The 17,503-nt window shown below is 61.4% G+C and carries 15 protein-coding genes; 4 read left to right on the forward strand and 11 right to left on the reverse strand.

Annotated elements, in window-relative coordinates; all coding sequences use genetic code 11:
• Positions 1-55: 55 nt before the first annotated feature.
• From AB4O36_RS15565 to AB4O36_RS15580, 4 genes are all read right to left on the reverse strand, one after another.
• Positions 56-910 carry an ABC transporter permease gene (locus AB4O36_RS15565; protein WP_460139626.1) on the reverse strand — a complete coding sequence of 285 codons (855 nt, stop codon included), beginning with the start codon at positions 908-910 and terminating at the stop codon, positions 56-58.
• Positions 907-1,755 (reverse strand): ABC transporter permease, encoded by an 849-nt coding sequence (locus AB4O36_RS15570; RefSeq protein ID WP_460139627.1) that lies wholly within the window; start codon positions 1,753-1,755, stop codon positions 907-909. The genes AB4O36_RS15565 and AB4O36_RS15570 overlap by 4 nt, the downstream gene beginning before the upstream one ends.
• Before the next feature lies 1 nt (position 1,756).
• Positions 1,757-2,872, reverse strand: coding sequence for an ABC transporter substrate-binding protein (locus tag AB4O36_RS15575; RefSeq protein WP_460116529.1), 1,116 nt, complete (start codon positions 2,870-2,872; stop codon positions 1,757-1,759).
• A 75-nt stretch (positions 2,873-2,947) separates the two neighbouring features.
• The gene (locus AB4O36_RS15580) at positions 2,948-4,048 is read right to left on the reverse strand and encodes an ABC transporter ATP-binding protein (protein ID WP_460116530.1); all 1,101 of its coding nucleotides are present in this window, start codon (positions 4,046-4,048) and stop codon (positions 2,948-2,950) included.
• 130 nt (positions 4,049-4,178) lie between these two features.
• Between AB4O36_RS15580 and AB4O36_RS15585 the strand changes: the two genes are divergently transcribed.
• Positions 4,179-5,072 (forward strand): LysR family transcriptional regulator, encoded by an 894-nt coding sequence (locus tag AB4O36_RS15585; RefSeq protein WP_460116532.1) that lies wholly within the window; start codon positions 4,179-4,181, stop codon positions 5,070-5,072.
• A 142-nt stretch (positions 5,073-5,214) separates the two neighbouring features.
• Here the strand turns inward: AB4O36_RS15585 and AB4O36_RS15590 are convergent, their stop codons facing one another.
• Both AB4O36_RS15590 and AB4O36_RS15595 read right to left on the reverse strand, forming a co-directional pair.
• Positions 5,215-5,574 carry a cupin domain-containing protein gene (locus tag AB4O36_RS15590; RefSeq protein WP_460116534.1) on the reverse strand — a complete coding sequence of 120 codons (360 nt, stop codon included), beginning with the start codon at positions 5,572-5,574 and terminating at the stop codon, positions 5,215-5,217.
• 17 nt (positions 5,575-5,591) lie between these two features.
• Entirely contained in the window at positions 5,592-6,989 is a 1,398-nt protein-coding gene (locus tag AB4O36_RS15595; protein ID WP_460116535.1) for an NAD(P)/FAD-dependent oxidoreductase, read from the reverse strand.
• 135 nt (positions 6,990-7,124) lie between these two features.
• Between AB4O36_RS15595 and AB4O36_RS15600 the strand changes: the two genes are divergently transcribed.
• Complete coding sequence (locus tag AB4O36_RS15600; RefSeq protein ID WP_460116537.1) at positions 7,125-7,961, forward strand: AraC family transcriptional regulator; 837 nt, start codon at positions 7,125-7,127, stop codon at positions 7,959-7,961.
• A gap of 120 nt (positions 7,962-8,081) precedes the next feature.
• Here the strand turns inward: AB4O36_RS15600 and AB4O36_RS15605 are convergent, their stop codons facing one another.
• Entirely contained in the window at positions 8,082-9,104 is a 1,023-nt protein-coding gene (locus AB4O36_RS15605) for a UV damage endonuclease UvsE (protein ID WP_460139628.1), read from the reverse strand.
• 168 nt (positions 9,105-9,272) lie between these two features.
• Here AB4O36_RS15605 and AB4O36_RS15610 point away from each other — a divergent pair, with 168 nt between their 5' ends.
• Entirely contained in the window at positions 9,273-12,668 is a 3,396-nt protein-coding gene (locus AB4O36_RS15610) for a bifunctional diguanylate cyclase/phosphodiesterase (RefSeq protein WP_460139629.1), read from the forward strand.
• A gap of 150 nt (positions 12,669-12,818) precedes the next feature.
• On the forward strand, positions 12,819-13,943 hold the full coding sequence (locus tag AB4O36_RS15615) for an ATP-binding protein (RefSeq protein WP_460139630.1): 1,125 nt from the start codon (positions 12,819-12,821) through the stop codon (positions 13,941-13,943).
• Here the strand turns inward: AB4O36_RS15615 and AB4O36_RS15620 are convergent.
• The 4 genes from AB4O36_RS15620 to AB4O36_RS15635 form a co-directional block, all read right to left on the reverse strand.
• Complete coding sequence (locus tag AB4O36_RS15620) at positions 13,904-15,082, reverse strand: carboxylate-amine ligase (RefSeq protein WP_460139631.1); 1,179 nt, start codon at positions 15,080-15,082, stop codon at positions 13,904-13,906. The genes AB4O36_RS15615 and AB4O36_RS15620 overlap by 40 nt on opposite strands.
• Positions 15,083-15,098: 16 nt before the next feature.
• Positions 15,099-15,377: a hypothetical protein gene (locus AB4O36_RS15625; RefSeq protein WP_460116544.1), complete on the reverse strand. Its 279-nt coding sequence runs from the start codon at positions 15,375-15,377 to the stop codon at positions 15,099-15,101.
• 180 nt (positions 15,378-15,557) lie between these two features.
• Entirely contained in the window at positions 15,558-16,457 is a 900-nt protein-coding gene (locus AB4O36_RS15630; RefSeq protein WP_460139632.1) for a homocysteine S-methyltransferase family protein, read from the reverse strand.
• Positions 16,457-17,503: an ABC transporter substrate-binding protein gene (locus AB4O36_RS15635; protein WP_460139633.1), complete on the reverse strand. Its 1,047-nt coding sequence runs from the start codon at positions 17,501-17,503 to the stop codon at positions 16,457-16,459. Before AB4O36_RS15635 ends, AB4O36_RS15630 begins: the two co-directional genes overlap by 1 nt.

Genomic DNA, 17,503 nt, shown 5'->3' on the forward strand with positions numbered 1-17,503 from the left:
CCTTAGGGAAAAGGTGCACGGGTGACGAGTGAGGTATTGCGTTGAGACGGGCCGGCTAGCGACCCGGTGTGTCAGCGTTCCTGTCGTGCCGGTACAGGCGCACCAGCAGCACGACCAGGGTGATGAAGATCATCAGGGTGGAAACGGCGGCGACGGCCGGATCGAGGTTGTAGCGCAGGCCATCCCAGATGCGCTTGGGCACGGTAATGACGTTGAGGCCGCTGGTGAACAGCGTGACCACCACCTCTTCCCAGGACATGATGAAGGCCATGAAGAAACTCCCGGCCATGCCCACCCGCACGTTGGGCATCAGCACCTGGCGGAGGGTCATCCACAGGCCCGCGCCCATCGAACGCGAGGCCTTGTACAGGCTGGTGTCGAGCCGGCTGTAGGCCACCAGCATGGCGATCAGCGAGTACGGAAGTGCCATCATCAGGTGGCCAAAACCCACGCCGAGCAAGGTGTCGAGTTGCTGCACCTTCGCCCCCAGGTAATAGATGGACATGGCGGACACCACCTGCGGCACGATCATCGGCAACAGCACCACGGTGGTCAGCGCAATGCGGTGACGGGGCTCCAGCCAGATGCCGGTGGCGAACAGCAATGCCAGGGCGGTGCTGATCACCCCCACGACAATCGCCAGCCCCAGGCTTTGCAGGATCGAGCTGAGCCAGCCACCACTGAGCAGCTCCAGGTAGTGGCGCAGAGACCAGGCGCCGTCCGGAAAGGCCAGATAGCGTTGATCACCGAACGACAGCGGCACGATGACCAGCACCGGCAGCAGCAGGAAAGCCGCCGCCAGCAACAGGCCGGCGAACGACAGCAGCCGGGCGACATCGAAGCGCGGCTTCAATCGTGCAGCGGCCGGCGCCTGCGCGGCCAGACGACTTACCGTTGGCAAGCTACTCATGCGGTTCTCCCGGTCAAACGTGCAAAACCCACCAGCTTGCCGAACACCAGCGCGCAAACGGCGACCATCAACATCAGGACAATGCTCAGCGCGGCGCCCAGACCCCAGTTGGACAACTGGAACATCTGGATGTAGATGCTCTCGGCCAGCATCGCCGCCTTGCCACCGCCCAACAGGGCCGGCGTAACGAAGCAACCGAGGCTGAACACGAACACCGTCGCCGAGGCCGCCGCCACACCGGGCACGGTGAGCGGGAAGAACACGTCCCGTAGCATCGCCCAGCGTCGCGCGCCCAGACTGCTCGCCGCCCGCAGCAGGCCGTCGTCGATCTGGCGCATCGAGGACAGCAACGGCAGCACCGCATAGGGCACCATGAAATGCACCATGCCGATCAGCGCCCCGAGTTCATTGCGCACCAGCGCCAGCGGCTCGTCGACGATGCCCAGGGTCAGCAGGCTCTGGTTGACCAGACCGTCGTTGCGCAACAACACCAGCCAGGCGAACGCGCGGATCAGCATCGACAACCAGAACGGCAGCAGCACGAACAACTCGATGAGCTGCCGCCCGCGCCCGGATGCGAACCGCCAGCGATAGGCAATCAGGTAGGCGATGGCGACGCTGATCAGCGTGGTCAGCAGGCAGATGCGCAGCGTGCGCCAGATGACCGTGTGGATCGTCGCGTTGTCGATGATCGTCGCGTAATGCTGCACGCCTGGCTGCGGCAGGCTGAGACTCCAGCCCAGCACACCCACCGTCGGCAACAGGTAACCGACGAGGATGATCACCGGCAACGGCAGGATCAGCAGCGCATAGATGCGCAACGTGCCTTGGGAACCGAGTCGCATGTCAGCCACCAATCAGGGCCAGGTAACGTTCGAGGGTTTCACCGTAGTGATCGGCGTACCACCGGTTGTTCATCGACACCTGTTTGGCCAGGTTGTCCGGCGCGGTCGGGTTGATGCGCTGCAACTCGGGCGAGAGCAAGGCGTTGACCTTGGCATCCACCGGGCCCATGTTGTAGACCTCCATCAGCCTGGCCTGGACTTCCGGCCGCAAGGCGTAGGCGATGAACTTCATGGCGTTGGCGGAACCGGCCGGGTTGTTCTTCGGCACGAACCACACCGACGGCGCGACGATGGCGTTGTCGAAGGTCCAGTCCACCGCACCACCGGTGTCGTGTTTGACCAGTTCGGCGCGGGTGTGCCACATCTGGCCCATGCTCGCCTCGCCGTCGCGCAGCAGTTGTTGCGACTCGGCACCGGTGGACCAGTGCGTGACCACGTGGGGCATCAGCTCCTCGATCTTGCGCAGGGCGCGGTCGACGTCCAGCGGGTAGAGCTTGTCCGGGGCGACGCCATCGGCCAGCAGCGCGCACTCCAGGTTGGCGCTCATCCATTTGTACAGCGTGCGTTTGCCGGGGTACTTCTTCACGTCCCAGAAATCCGCCCAGCTTTTCGGCGGGTTCTTGCCGAAGCGTTTGGCGTCGTAGCCGATCACGTAGCTGTAGGTGTAGTTGGCCAGGCCGAATTCGTGGATATCGCCATAGCCGATCAAAGACTTGTCGACGATCGAGTAGTCGATGGGCGTCAGCACCCCCTCCTTGCCCAGGCGGTACGAGGAATACATTTCACCGTCGCACACGTCCCAGCGCACGGCGCCGCTGTTAACCTGGGTTTTCACCGCGCCTTCGGTGGGGCCGCTGCCGTCGACCTTGAGCACCAGGCCACTGGCGCCGGCGAAATCCAGGTAGCTTTTCTCGAAGGCCGGGACCGCATCGCCACCCCAGTTGGACACCACCAGCGAACCGCCGGCGGCGAAGGCACCGCGCATCGGACCGAGCCCGGCCATGGCGGCCGCGACCATCAGGGCCTGGTTGAAACTGCGACGGCTGAGCGTGCCGGCTTCGAGTTTCTCCCGGGCGATGTCCATTGTGTCGTCGATAAAGCGCTGTTTGTCTTTCATCCTCGGAACCCCATGCAATAGGTGGTGGGCAGGTGATCGAACCAGTTTTTATTGGGTGTGTTGCTTGCTGTTGTTTTAAGCCGAAATCAGGTGGCCATGTTGCTGCGACCAGGCGCACCAATACGGCTGGCCCTGTTGCAGGTTGCTCAACATCGGATGACCGACCGGGATGCGCAACGCCATCGGTTGCGCATCGTCCAGGCGCATGTCGAGGCTGACGTGGGTACCCAGGTAAGTGAGTTTTTCCATGCGCGCGATCACGCCGTTGCCGCCGCCGGCCTGGGCGAGCGGTTGCAGGTCGACGTGTTCGGGGCGGATCGCCAGCCAGTGCTCGCCGGCATTGCTTACCGCCAGCGGGTCGGCGCCGCGGGTCACCACCAGCGAGCGACCCTGGTAATTGCAGATCAGCGCGTCGTCCTGGCGGCGAATGCCCTGCACGCCGAGCAGGTTGGTGTCACCAAGGAAGTTGGCGACGAAGCGACTGGACGGCCGCTCGTAGACTTCCTGCGGCGTGCCCAGCTGTTCCAGGCGACCATGATTGAACACCGCGACCCGGTCGGACAGCGCCAGTGCTTCTTCCTGGTCGTGGGTGACGAAAACAAAGGTGGTGCCGAATTCCTTGTGCATGCGCGCCAGCTCCATCTGCATCTCCTGGCGCAGGCGGCGGTCGAGGGCGGACAAGGGTTCGTCGAGCAGCAGCAACGAGGGTTCGAACACCAGCGCCCGGGCCAGGGCCACACGCTGTTGCTGGCCGCCGGACAACTGCTGGATGCCGCGCTCGCCCTTACCTTGCAGGCCGACCCTTTCGAGCATCTGCCCGACCTTCTCGGTGATCTGTGCGGCGGGCATTTTGCGCACCTTGAGCGGGTAGGCGATGTTCTGCGCCACAGTCATGTGCGGGAACAGCGCATAGCCCTGGAACACCACGCCAAAATCGCGCTGGTCGGCGGGCAGGTGGGTAATGTTCTGGCCATTGCGTTCGATGCGGCCTTCGCTGGGAGTTTCGAAGCCGGCGAGCATCATCAGGGTGGTGCTTTTGCCGGAACCGGACGGCCCGAGCAGGGTGAGGAATTCACCGCGCTTGATGTGCAGGGTCAGGTCACTCAACGCACGGGTTTGCCCGTAGGACTTGCCGAGGCGTATCAGGTCGACAAATTGCGCTTGCTGAACCGACATCGAAAATCCCTCTCGTGTAACCGTATGAGTGACTGACTGGTGGAGCCATCTTCACGACAAACCAGATTGACATCAAATGATTTGTTTTCTAGGTTTCATGTGAATTCAACTAACCATCAATCAGGCAAACATGGCTCTGAAAGCGACACGCCGCCTCCCCTCCCTGATCGCCCTGCGCGCTTTCGATGCCCTGGTCCGGCAGGGCAGCACGGGCGGTGCGGCACTGGAACTGCACGTTACCCACAGCGCCATCAGCCACCAGATCAAGAAGCTAGAGGAAGAGCTGGAAGTGGCGCTGGTGGAGCGCCAGGGCAAGGGCGTGCACCTGACCTCGGCGGGGCGCAAGTTGAGCCAGTTGGTCAACGGCGCGTTCGAGCAACTGCGCGACATCCAGACGGCCCTGCCCACCTCCACGCCGTCCGGCAGCCTGCGCATCGCCTGCGCCCCGGCACTGTTGGCGCGAATCTCGAAAATCCTCGACCGTTTTTTGCGTGATTACCCGGACGTGTCGCTGTACATGCTGCCGATCGAACAGGCGACACCGAACGTCGACCTGGTGATTTCGTTTGGTGACAGCCAGGTCGAAGGCCAGCGCATCGCGGCGCTGGGCGACATCATGTATTTCCCGGTGGGCAGCCCGCGCCTGCTCAACGGCAGCGAACCGTTGCGCAAACCACGTGACCTGGAGCGCCAGGTGTTGCTGCATGAGGACGAGGGCTATGACTGGAGCCGCTATTTCCTGGCGGCCGGCATTCCCAGCTTGCAGGGTCGGCAGAACATCTACCTGCCGAATGCCTCATTGACCATCGACGCGGCGATTGCCGGCACGGGCGTGACCATCAGCGATCACATCCTGGCGGGCGAGCACCTGGCCCAGGGTACGCTGATCCGCCTGTTCGACATCCAGTTCCCGGCCCCGCACCCGTACTTCATCATCCTGCCGCCGCGGGGCGCGAATGACCTGGCAAAGGCATTCTCGGATTGGCTGATGCGCGAGCTGGAGATGATTGCGCGGGTGGATTGAGGTTTCGCGGTGGCTATGACGTCCTCTTCGCGGGCAAGCCCGCTCCCACAGGGTTTTGGGTGTTCACACTATTTATGCAACAACACGGATCATTGTCGGAGCGGGCTTGCCCGCGAAGAGGCCAGTCCAGACAACCCAAATGTCAGCCCCGCAGAATCATGAACACCTTGCGCACGTGCGTGAGGTTTTCCCAGGTACCCTTGAACCCGGCGGCCACCACGAAGGTGTCACCGGCCTGGAACGACTGGCTGGCGCCATCGCTGTCGGTCAGGCGAACTTGCCCTTCGAGCAGGTGGCAAAGCTCATCGTAGTCGCACTCGCAGCGCTCCAGATGGGGCGGGGCCTCCCAGATGCCGGCGGTGGCTTTTTTCTGCGGGTCGACAAAATGCCGCCAGCTGCGGCTACGGTACGGTATGTCGACCAGCGCCGGGTCCGTGGTGTCGAGTTCGACCACGGGCAACTCGGGGTTGGCGAAGTCGATGATGTGCGAAGGCGTGCTCATGCGTGTACTCACTCCAGTCAAGAATCAAACCCGATGCCCAATGCATCGAACCCCTTGAGCAGCCAGTCGCGGTGCCCGGTGCGGTCTTCGCGGGCCAGCGAGCGCTGGGCCATCGACACGCCCAGGTACCGCAAGGGCTCGGGGGGAAACGGAAACGGTGCGGTCGAGGTCATCGCCAGCTTCGTACGCTCAGTGGCTTTGCCCTCCAGCAGGTCGAGCAGGGTCAATGCCGCGAAACGGCTGGCGGACACACCCTGCCCGGTGAAGCCCTGGGCATAGGCCACACGGCCATTGGACGCGGTGCCGCAGAACATCGTGGTGCGCGCCGAGGTGTCGATGATGCCGCCCCAGGCGTGGCTGAAACGCACATCGACCAACGCCGGGAAGGCCGCCTGAAATTGCCGGGCCAGGGTGGCGAAGCTGTCGGGACGCTGGGTCAGCGCCTCGTCGCGGCGGCTGCCGAAGTGATAGATCGCGTCATAGCCGCCCCAGAGAATGCGGTTGTCCTCGGTCTTGCGCAGGTAATGAAACTGATTGCCGCTGTCGGCGATGCCGTAGCGCCCGACCCAGCCAATGGCGCGCAATTGCTCTTCGTTCAGCGGCTGGGTTGCCAAGGCATAGTCATAGATCGGAATGACCTTGGATTTAAGCGTCCCCAGCAGGGGCGGTGCGATGTTGGTGGCGAGCGCGACCTTGTCCGCCCTGACCGTGCCCAGGCCGGTTTCCAGCACCTGATAAGTGCCGTCTTCACGCAAACGACTGACAGGCGAATGCTCGAACAACTGCACCCCTTGCGCCAGGCAAACCCGGCGCAACTCGGTGACCATTTTCACGGGGTTGAGCAGCGCATAATTGGGCTCGAAGACACCGGCGACATAGTCGGGCGAGTCCAGGTAGGCCTTGAGGTCAACGCCTTCCACGTACTGACAATCAATGCCGAAGCGCTCATAGTTGCGCTGCATCGAGCGCAAGCCATCGACCTGCCACGGCTGGCTGGCGACGTTGAGTTTGCCCTGGCGCTCGAACGCCACGTCCATGGCGTACTCCTGAAGATCCTGCTGGAAAGCATCGAGGTTCTCCCGACCCAGGCGCACCAGTTGCTCGGCCTCCCCCGGCCAGCGTTTCAACGCATTGGCCACACCATGGGAAATGCTCGGTGCGCAGAACCCGCCGTTGCGTCCACTCGCCTCACCGCCGCACTCCCCGGCCTCCAGCACCACGATCCTTGCATCGGGCCAACGCTGGCGCGCTTTCAGCGCCGTCCACAAACCGACAAAACCACCGCCGACGATGGCAATGTCGCAGAGGATGTCGCCGGTCAGTCGGGGAGCGGCTGGCGGGCTGACTCGCGCCTCCAGCCAGACGGGGTAAGGCCGGGCATCAGCCAGGGATGGGTTCGCGGTGTGCTGGGGCATGCGCTCGGCTCCGAAAATTCATAGGCTGACGCTAATGCAAACGCCTGCGCTTTCACAGGCACCACGGCGCGACAAACCTCGCAGCGGACACGGGCGGAAAACCACGGCTTCTGGAATACTCACGGCTCGCCCCTGATGCGCGACCTGGAGTTCGTTGTGCAAGCACTGGATTTACCCACCACCGACACCTTCGTGACGGACCCGGCGAGCGCCCAGACCCACCTGGTCGCCGTGCTTTACCACCAGGCCTGGAAACGCCGCGACCTCGACGCGGTGATGGCGCTGTATCACCCGGCGGTCGAGTACAACGATTTCCTGCAAAACCGCGCGCTGGACTACGGACAACTACGCGCGTATCTCGGCGCCAGCATGCCGCGCGGGTCGCAGGAATTGCAGACCTACACCGACCGCCTGCGAGTCGACGGCGATACCGCGTTCCTGCAATACCAGGTGACACTCAACGGCAGTGACGGGCTGGTGTCATTGCGCACCGTCGAAGCGCTGTCGATCCGGGACGGGTTGATTGTCAGGGTCAACGAGCATGCAGCCCTCGTCAGCCAGGCGCCGCCCATAACCCGCCCGACATACAGCGCAGGTGCCGTAAGCCGCCTGGGCTTGTCCGCCCGGCAGATCGGCGCGCTGGCCAATGATTTGCAGCAGTATTTCGAACAGTCCAAGCCGTACCTCGATCCACGCCTGGACTTGTCCAATGTCGCGGCGTCGACGGGGTACACGCGTAACCAGATTTCGTTTTTCCTCAATCAGGTTCGCGGGCAAACGTTTTATGCGCTGCTCAATCAGCTGCGGCTGGATGAGGCGCTGGAGCACCTGAACACCCAGGGCACGACGGCCCGGATCGAGGAGATAGCCAGTGCGGCGGGGTTCAATTCGTTGTCGACGTTTTATCGCTGCTTCAAGGAGCGGACCGGGTGTTCGCCGAAGAGTTATGCACAACAACTGTGCAACCTGTAGGAGCGAGCATGTCGAGGCGTCGAACCGTCGCGATGGTAGTCCAGACACCGCGGGCGTCCAGACAGCCAGCGTCATCGTTAACGACCATCGCGACGGTTCGACGCCTCGACATGCTCGCTCCTACAGGTTGCTGGCGTACTCATAGAACGCCAGCGCCGCCAGGTTCTTGTCCTTGGCCTCGAGCATGATGTCGAAGCGATCGCGAAACTGCAGCGCGTAGTCATTGGTCCAGCGGTTCCACATCTGGTCGCTGTGCGCATAGAGGTCACGCTTTGACACCACCTGCAACAACGCCTCCATCTCCAGCTTGTTGCCGGCATCGAAGCCCAATTCCTGCAAACGCTCCGGTGGCTGGGAGTAATGCATGGTCGGACGGACGCCGCGCCAACTGTCGATCACTCGTGCAACCCTGGGGTCATCGGGGGCGATGTAGTCGTTTTCATGGATCCAGCAGTGGTGAATGTCCAGCACCACGGGCGCCAGGTCGGCCACTTGCAGGCAATGGTCCAGCCCGTAGGTTTTCTCGTCGTTCTCGAAAGTGATGCAGTTCCTGGCAACCTCCGACAGCCTCGACCAGACGGCACGCGTTCCCTCGACACCCAATCGCCCGGCGATGTGCACATTGCACTTGAGGTCCTGGAAACGCCGTCCGTAGCCCATCATGCGGATCATGTCGGCGTGGTATTCGAACTCGGCGACGCTGTTTTCCACGACACCTGGGTTATCCGATCCCAACACACAATATTGTCCGGGGTGAAACGACAGGCGTATGTCCGCCTCGCGCGCCAGCTCGCCGATGGCGGCGAACCCCGCCGCCAACTGCTGCTCGATCCCGGGGTCGCGATAGAAATCGCGAACCTTTTGATGGCTGTAGAACGGCAAAAGGTCGCTGCTCAGACGCAGCATGCGAAGGGTCGGCGGCAACCCGCTGACATATTCGAGCAGGCGCAGTTGTGCGGCCAGGTTGTGCAGCACCACTTCAATCAGCTTGTCGCGCGCAAGCTGCGGCGACACCGTGTCCATCCAGCGAAGGGTGGTAGTACGCGGGTTCAAGGGGCCTTCGAGCGCCTTGAGCTCAGACACCGACAGCTCACGCTGCGGATGCTTGAACTGACAGGCAAAACCGATTCGCGTCAGGGTCATGGAGAGGACGGCTCGTTTGAGTTAATGTCGTACACGGCGTTCAGATAAGCGATAAGAACTTAGGTCCGAATTCCACTTGAGGTTCACTCATTATCCATCGAAACTTTCATTGTTGCCGACCAGTCAACTCAAAGGCAGATGCCGTGCATGGACTCAAGGAACGACGCGTTGGACACACCAAGAGCCGCCACGGCCCCGGACACCCAAAATAGCCCGACTCCCGAGCCGCAAAGTCGGTGGCGTACCTTTGTATTGCCAGCCAGCATTTTTTTGAGCGGAATCGTCATTTCTGTCACCCTGGGTGCCATGGACGTGCACGAAGAGGCACAGGAGGCCGCCGCCCAAGGCATGGTGGAGCTGGCCGGAGTCAAGGCTCGGCTGGAGAGCCAGGTTCGCTCGACATTCGATGTGACGGCGGGTATCGGACAACTGCTGAGCCTGGACGGCACCATCACTGCAGCGCACTTCGACGGCATGTCGCAACGAGCGATCGAGTCCCAACCCCACATTCATCACCTCTCTCTGGCGCCCAATGACGTCGTCAGTCGGGTATTTCCAATCGCCGGCAACCAACAGATCCTGGGCCTGGATTACCGTACGGTTGCAGACCAATATCCGGCGCTCGAACTCGCCCGCAAAAACAAGACGTCGGTATTGGCCGGCCCTGTCACGCTGGTGCAGGGCGGTCAGGCGTTTATTCATCGTCGCCCCGTCTTCGTCACTGATGCCTCAGGAGAAGCGGTGTACTGGGGCAGCACGTCCGTGGTCGCTGACGTGGATCGGTTGCTCGACGCGGGGGGGCTGAACACCAGCAGCAGTCTGCGCCTTGCGCTGCGTGGCCGGGACGGCAGGGGTGCCTTGGGCGAAATGATCAAAGGTGATCCGCAGCTGTTCCAGGGCGATGCGCTGGTCACATCGGTCGATGTACCCGGTGGTACCTGGGAGTTGGCGGCATTGCCCGTAGCGGGCTCGCGCCCTGCGTCCCTGCTCGTGTCGCCACTGTTCCTCTCGGCCCTGATCGGCACCGGGCTGCTGACGGTGTTCGCGGCGCAACTGAGCAGGCGCAACCAACTCATCCGCCAGCGCCATACCGAGCTGGCACAGGAAATCGAAGAGCGCCGGGTGATCGAGAGGTCATTGGGCCAGAGTGAATCGCGTTTTCGTGCGCTGTTCGAGCGCTCCCCCGATCCTATCTGGATTCTGGGCCCGGGCGGTATTTGCACCCAGGCCAACGCGGCGGCGATGCGCGTTTTCGGTTTCGATGATCCCGCCACATATCACCGAATCCGCACGACCGACATCTCTCCCGAGTATCAAGGCGACGGACAGTTGTCGACCGTCAAGGCACAGGCCATGTTGAAAACGGCTCTGGCCAACGGTGTGCACCGTTTCGAATGGCTGCACAAGCGCGGCGATGGCAGCGTTTTCCCGGCCGAGGTCACGCTGTGCTCGGTCAATCTGGCTGACGAGCCGATGCTCTATGCCGTGGTGCGCGACATCTCCGACAGGAAGAAGGCCGAAGAAGCCTTGCACACGCAGAAGGCCCTGTTGCTGGAGATCGTCGAAAACGCTCCATCGCTCATCTACGTCTATGACACCGAAGGCAAACTACGGCTTTGCAACCGCATGTTCGAGCAGGCCGCCAATATTTCCTTCGAAGAAATGAAAGGCCAGACGCGGGAGTATTACTTGCCCGCGCAGGAGGCCCACACGCTGCGCGAGAACGACAAGAAAGTGCTCGAAACCGGCGGCATACTGCATTTCGAGGATCAACTGGTGCAACAGGGCGCGACTCGAACTTACCTGACCACCAAATGCGTGCTCAGAGGGGCCGGTGGCCAAGCCTCAGGAGTCCTGGGTATTTCCACCGACATTACCGCGACCCGGCAGAACAGCGAACAGTTACGCCTGGCAGGCATCGTTCTGGACAATACCGCCGACGGCGTGATCATCACCAACGCCCGCGGCCACATCCTGTCAGTGAACGCGGCGTTTACCCATATTACCGGCTTCAGTGCCGAGGAATCCGTCGGCTTCAAGCCCAACATTCTCATCAGCGACAAACAGGACAATGCGTTTTACCGCGACATCATCGAAACCCTGAAGCTCACCGGGCTGTGGCGCGGGGAGTTGTGGAATCGCAGGAAAGACGGCGAGCTGTATCCACAATGGCTGACCATCAACGCGGTCTACAATGACAATGCAAATATCAGCCACTACGTCGCGGTGTTTTCCGATATGGCGGCCATCAATCAATCCAGGTCCGACCTGGAGCGCGTCTCGCACTACGACCCTGTCACCGCCCTGCCCAACCGCTCGCTGTTCCACGAACGATTGCAGCATTCACTGGACCTCTCGCTGAGCTACAACCAATCACTGGCCGTCGTCGTGCTTGACCTGGACAGCTTCAAGACCGTGAATGACAGCCTGGGGCACTCGATGGGTGATCTGCTCTTGCAGCAGGCGGCGTCTCGTTTCCTGGCGTGCGTACGAGCAGAAGACACGGTTTCACGGTTGGGCGGGGATGAGTTTGCACTGATTCTCAACAACCTGACTCATCCCACCGATGCGATCATCATCGCCAAGAAGCTACTGGCCTCACTGCAGGAGCCCTTCGACCTCAAAGGCACCTCGACGCTGCTGACTGCCAGCATTGGTATTTCGATTGCCCCACACGACGCCGAAACGCCCGAGCTTCTATTGCGCCAGGCAGACACAGCCATGTATGGCGCCAAGGACAGTGGTCGTAACGACTACCGCTTCTACCAGCCCGAAATGACACTGCGCGCCCAGGAACGCATGAACAGCGAGCGCTTCCTGCGGCGGGCGGTGCTCAATCACGAATTCGAGGTCTGGTATCAACCCAAGGTCAATCTGGTCACGAACGCGGTCGAAGGTGCAGAAGCATTGATCCGCTGGCGCGACCCGATCAAAGGCCTGATTTCCCCTGCTGAATTCATTCCGTTGGCAGAAAGCACGGGGCTGATCATTCAGATCGGCGAACAGGTGGTCGACATGGTCTGCAAGGACCTGCGCCGTTGGGAGGATCAAGGCATTGCCCACGGCGTCATCGCAATCAACGTCGCCACCTTGCAGATCGATCGCAGCGACTACGTCGAAACCATTCGCTGCGCGCTGGACCTGTACGACCTGCCTGCCAGCGCGCTGGAGGTCGAAGTGACGGAAAGCCTGATGATGGCCAGCCCCGAACACTCCAGGGAGGTGCTGTGCACCCTGCAAAATCTGGGGATCACCACCGCCATCGATGACTTCGGTACGGGGTATTCGTCTCTGGCGTACCTGAAGATCCTGCCGATCAACCATATCAAGATCGATCGCACGTTCATCTCGGACCTGCCCCAGGACTCCATAAACGTGGCCATTACCAAAACCATCGTGGAACTGGGCCATGCACTGGGCTTCAAGATCATTGCCGAAGGCGTTGAAACCGAAGAGCAGCATCGTTTCCTTGAAACAATCGGCTGCGACCAGGGTCAAGGTTACCTATACGGACGTCCGATGCCGGCGCAAGACTTCGAACAGTGGCTGAACGCACGACATTGAACCGAGTGTCATGGCACAGACCCCATACGGCACTACACTCTCTGGGCACTGAACTAAAATGACTTCTGAAGGCAGGGCCGGCGCCATCCGTTCGCCTGTCGCACGTACATGCACATCAAATGGGTGACCAGGGAGGCAACAACGACCGCCATGCGATTACACGATTTCATTCTCAAACACATGGAACAGATTTTGGCGGCCTGGGTTACGTATGCCAGGACGATAGATACACCCATGCCGACGATGGACGCCAAAGGGCTGAGAAATCACGCTCAATTCATTCTGGAAACAGTGGCGCGGGACATGCGCAGGACCCAGACCGAGCAGCAGCAGATTGCCAAATCCGAAGGACGGGGCCCCGATATTGACGGCGATTCGCCCGCCGATACCCATGCCAGGACACGCCTTGTCGCCGGTTTCTCCATGGATCAGATGGTTTCTGAATACCGGGCACTGCGCTCCAGCGTGCTCAGGCTCTGGATGGCGGAAAACGCTTTTGACGAAACGCATCGGATCGATGACATGATTCGCTTCAACGAAGCGATCGATCAGGCGCTAGTTGAGTCGATCAGAACGTACGGGCAGGCCGTCGAGTCGACGCGCAAGACCGTGTTGGGTGTCCTGGGGCATGACCTGCGCTCGCAGCTTGGCGCGGTGATGATGGCCAGTGACCTGCTGCGAGAGAGCGTTCACCTGTCCGACCGCGAACGCAGACTTGCGACGCAGATCAGCACGAGCGTGCGGCGTGCCGACTCGATGGTCAATGACTTGCTTGACCTGGCGCGGGTCAACCTGGGCACCGGGCTGCCGGTCAATCGTCAACCCTGCGATCTGAACGGTTTGTGCGCCTCGGTGGTGGAAGAACTGCGCACCGGTTTCCCCGCCGTACAGCTCGTGCTGCACGCCAACGAAAACGTCAGTGGGCAATTCGATCCTTTACGCATGGAACAGGTGTTCACCAATTTGATCGCCAATGCCATCCGCCATGGGGATGCGCAGCAACCGATCCACGTGACACTCAAGCGCGACGGGCACCGCACTCTGTTCAGCGTGCAGAATCGTGGTGAGCTCATTCCCGCACAAATCATGCCTCACCTGTTCAATCCAGAAGGCCGGTATTCCAGTTATGCCTCGGGCGAAAAAGGCTCATCGTCCGGATTGGGGCTCGGTTTGTTCATCGCTGCACAAATCGTAGAAGGACACGACGGCAGCATTGAAGTGCAATCCACACCTGATCAAGGCACTATCTTCACCGTGCTGCTGCCCAATGCCTGAGGCATGTCACGGCGCGAGGATGACGCGGTTTCGATCAGTAGATGATCGACCACCTGCAAGAGCGCTTCATGGGGTTGGCGACCGCTACTGATGGACGTTTGATAAACGACCCGTTGTCGCCCTGCACTGCTGCCCTCGCGGATTATGTGCCGCAACTCATCGAAGACGTCCTCGACACCCAATGATCGCGCTGTTGCCCCCAATACCTGCTCCGCCAGGGACAACCATTGCTCAAGGGTCAAGGCACGGTCGAAGCCCTCGACGAGAAACATGGCGTTGGTGCCAGACCTCTTTGCTCGCCAGCGGTTCTCCATCAGTGTCCAACGGGACGTCACCGAGTAGCCAGCCCCCGCACGAGGCTGTGCAATGGCGTAGGCAACCAGCACCCGGAACAACGAAGCCAGGCTCAGCGCATCCTTCAAACGGGGGCAAGCGTCGGTCATTCTTAACTCAAGCGTCGGGTAGCTGGAGGATGGGCGCACCGCCCACCAGCAGCCACTGGCTTTCTTCATGGCGCCATTGGCGATGAGAAACGACACGTAGTCATCATAAGCGCGCTGATCTTCCAGGTATTCCGGCACGCCCATGCGCGGCCATTCATCGCAGGCGGTCTGGCGATAGCTGGCGAACCCGCTGTCATCCCCCTGCCAGAACGGTGAGGAGCAGCTCAATGCCAGGAGCAACGGCGTCCACGGCAGGACCTCGTTCATCACCCGGATACGGTCCAGGTCAGCTGGAACCTCCACGTGCACGTGCAGGCCAGAAAGCAGGCTGCGCCGGGCGACATATTGATAATCGTCGAACAGCTGCCGGTAATGCGCCTGGTCGGTGGGGGGTTGCGCACGCCAATCACCCAAGGGGTGGCTGCCGGCGCTGAGCAACCCGAGCGCAAAGGGTTGCAATACCTGCTGCAAGGTTCCGCGGGCGTTGACCAGGTATTCGGCCGCTTGAGGCAGGCTGGTGAAAACCGGTGAGGCGACTTCGATTTGCGACTGGAACATCTCGTAGGCGAAGGCGTGTCCCAAGGCGGCCGCGCACTGATTGCTCACCTCGCGCGGGACTTCCCCGGGCACCTGTCGAGAGTCCAGATCGGTGAGGAAATACTCTTCTTCGATGCCGAACTTCAGTGGCTCGTTCATGGCTCATTCCCCTGCGCTAGACGAGGCGCCGACCGCTGGAACGTGACGGGTGGTAGTCCTCACCCGCGACGGCCCGCAAATAGGCGCGGTCTGCCTCGGCGCGCAGATCCCGCCACTCCTGCCAATCCACCAGACCGTTGCGATCCATCTCGTCCGCATGGCGTATCAGCGTCTCATGGTAGGCGTCAGGGCAGTTCATGCGCAGCGTGCAGTCCTCGAGCGCTCGATGCCAGGCATCCAGAGCGCAGAGCCGCTGGTGTTGGAGGGGTGTCAGCAAGGGCTTGAATGAACTCATGGCGGCATCGATCCGGGGGTGTTTTGGTATGGAACACCCGGGGCGGTGCGAGGTTCAGGTCAATTGATGAGGGGTGTGGTGTGGGGCTGGCCTCTTCGCGAGCAAGCCCGCTCCCACCGGAGCTCCGCGTTGTCCACCCTGTGGGAGCGGGCTTGCTCGCGAAGGGGTCCGTACAGGCACTCAAGATGCCTGTTGTTGCACCAAGTGCACATGCAACTGCGCAATATGCTCCGGTCCAATGCCGCAGCACCCGCCGATGATGTTCGCACCTGCCGCGACCCAGACACTGGACCAGTTCAAATACGCGTCCGGGGTCAAATCGGCGCGAATCTCCAGCAATGTGCTGTTGGCTTCGGCCTTGGCGGTGACCGCAGGGAACGCATTGGCGTATACCCCCAGTTCAATCGCCTGCCCGACAATGACTGACCGCGCCTCGGCCAGCGCCGCAGCCATCACTTCTGGCTGGCTGCAATTGAACAACACCGCCTTCGCGCCCAGTTCAGCAGCCACCTGCACCGCCGCTCCGACTGTTTCGCCAGAGCGCAACCGTGGCGCCCCGTCAGCGTCATCCAGTAGCGTAAATGACAGCCACAGCGGCTTGGGCTGTGCACCCAACGCTTCGACTACCGCTCGCACTTCGGCGATAGAGCTCTGGGTTTCCGCCAGCCAGACATCGACGTGATCGCGTAGCCCGGCAATCAGCGTTCGATGGATGGCAACGCTGCGCGAGTGATCGAACAGGTCCGGCCGGTAAGAGCCCAGGGCCGGCGGCAACGAACCGGCCACCGTGACCGGCTCCGGGTTTTCAGTGGCCGCCTGGCGTGCCAGCCTTCCTGCGCGCTCGGCCAGCTCCAGGCCCTGCTCGGCAAAACGCTCCTCACCGATGTGAAACGGCACCACCGCGTAGCTATTGGTGGTGATGATCCGGGCCCCTGCAGCGACGAAGGCCTGGTGTGCTTGCAGCACAAACTGCGGCGATTCGATCAGCGCCAACGCCGACCATTCCGGCTGACGGAACGGCGCGCCGATGCGTTGCAATTCCCGCCCCATGCCACCATCCAACAAACGTACGGTCGTCATCAGTTGGCACTCACTTTCTGCGCAGGACCGGCCAGCCACTGATCAATAACGGCAGGGTTGGCCTTGACCCACGCCTTGGCAGCCACGTCCGCCGGTTGCTTTTCCTTTTCGATTTTCAGGATGAGGTCATTGAGCTGCGACGGCTCGATGGCAACGTTCTGCAAGAATTCGGCGATTTTGGGCGCACGTTTTTGCAGGGCAACCGAGGACAGCACGTAGACCTTGGCGTCCGGGAACGCGCAGGTAATACGACTCTTGTTCAACCAGTCCGGGTCGACCGTCGGGCTGATGAATTTCCAGCAACCGTCGGCCTTGTACAGCGGGTCATCCTTTTTGTTGTCCTGGGCATAACCATCGAAGGCCGGCTCTTCCAGGCGACGCAGGTCGAAGGCGGAAAAAATCCAGTCCGGGGTGTACGCGTAGAAGATTACGCCTCGCTCGGCCTTGTAAGCCGCCGCCAATTTGGAATAAGTCACCGAGGCCTCGGTGGAGATCGACTCGAATTTATCGGCGAACTGGTAATCCTTGGCCTTGATCTCGCCGATGTAGGTCGACTCCCAACCCGCCGGCCCCACCAGCAACTGCGCCTTGCCGCCGCCCAGCGGTTCGAAGAGCTTGGCCACTTCCGGTTTCTTCAGGTCGTACACCGACTTGACCCCGTACTTGTCCTGCACATAGCCGGGAATGTAGAAGCCCTGCTCACCCACGTAGGGCTGCTTGTTGGGCACCAGTGAACGGGTGCCGCCAGTGACGTATTTGGCCCAGGCAGCAGACTGGTTGGGCAGCCAGATGTCGGTCAGCACATCCACCGAGCCGTCGCCCTTGGACGCTGCGCTGAACAGCACCGGAACATCCCCGGCCAGGTAGGAAACGTCTGCATCCAGGCGGGTTTGCAGGACTTCGCCCAGGATGTGCTGAATGGCGATGGCGCCGGTCCAGTTCTGTTCCCCAATGACGATCTTGTCCTTGGCCATGGCCGTGACGGGAGCGATCAAGGACGCCACGAGTGCCGCCGTGCCGAAGCTGCGCGATAGAGATGTCTTCAC

It is taken from the genome of Pseudomonas sp. S2_E01, assembly GCF_054668365.1.

What these genes read in the sequence shown, in the direction of transcription:
- AB4O36_RS15565 (WP_460139626.1), bottom strand. Translation starts at nt 910, where the DNA reads ATGAGTAGCTTGCCAACGGTAAGTCGTCTGGCCGCGCAGGCGCCGGCC.
- AB4O36_RS15570 (WP_460139627.1), bottom strand. Translation starts at nt 1,755, where the DNA reads ATGCGACTCGGTTCCCAAGGCACGTTGCGCATCTATGCGCTGCTGATC.
- AB4O36_RS15575 (WP_460116529.1), bottom strand. Translation starts at nt 2,872, where the DNA reads ATGAAAGACAAACAGCGCTTTATCGACGACACAATGGACATCGCCCGG.
- AB4O36_RS15580 (WP_460116530.1), bottom strand. Translation starts at nt 4,048, where the DNA reads ATGTCGGTTCAGCAAGCGCAATTTGTCGACCTGATACGCCTCGGCAAG.
- AB4O36_RS15585 (WP_460116532.1), top strand. Translation starts at nt 4,179, where the DNA reads ATGGCTCTGAAAGCGACACGCCGCCTCCCCTCCCTGATCGCCCTGCGC.
- AB4O36_RS15590 (WP_460116534.1), bottom strand. Translation starts at nt 5,574, where the DNA reads ATGAGCACGCCTTCGCACATCATCGACTTCGCCAACCCCGAGTTGCCC.
- AB4O36_RS15595 (WP_460116535.1), bottom strand. Translation starts at nt 6,989, where the DNA reads ATGCCCCAGCACACCGCGAACCCATCCCTGGCTGATGCCCGGCCTTAC.
- AB4O36_RS15600 (WP_460116537.1), top strand. Translation starts at nt 7,125, where the DNA reads ATGCGCGACCTGGAGTTCGTTGTGCAAGCACTGGATTTACCCACCACC.
- AB4O36_RS15605 (WP_460139628.1), bottom strand. Translation starts at nt 9,104, where the DNA reads ATGACCCTGACGCGAATCGGTTTTGCCTGTCAGTTCAAGCATCCGCAG.
- AB4O36_RS15615 (WP_460139630.1), top strand. Translation starts at nt 12,819, where the DNA reads ATGCGATTACACGATTTCATTCTCAAACACATGGAACAGATTTTGGCG.
- AB4O36_RS15620 (WP_460139631.1), bottom strand. Translation starts at nt 15,082, where the DNA reads ATGAACGAGCCACTGAAGTTCGGCATCGAAGAAGAGTATTTCCTCACC.
- AB4O36_RS15625 (WP_460116544.1), bottom strand. Translation starts at nt 15,377, where the DNA reads ATGAGTTCATTCAAGCCCTTGCTGACACCCCTCCAACACCAGCGGCTC.
- AB4O36_RS15630 (WP_460139632.1), bottom strand. Translation starts at nt 16,457, where the DNA reads ATGACGACCGTACGTTTGTTGGATGGTGGCATGGGGCGGGAATTGCAA.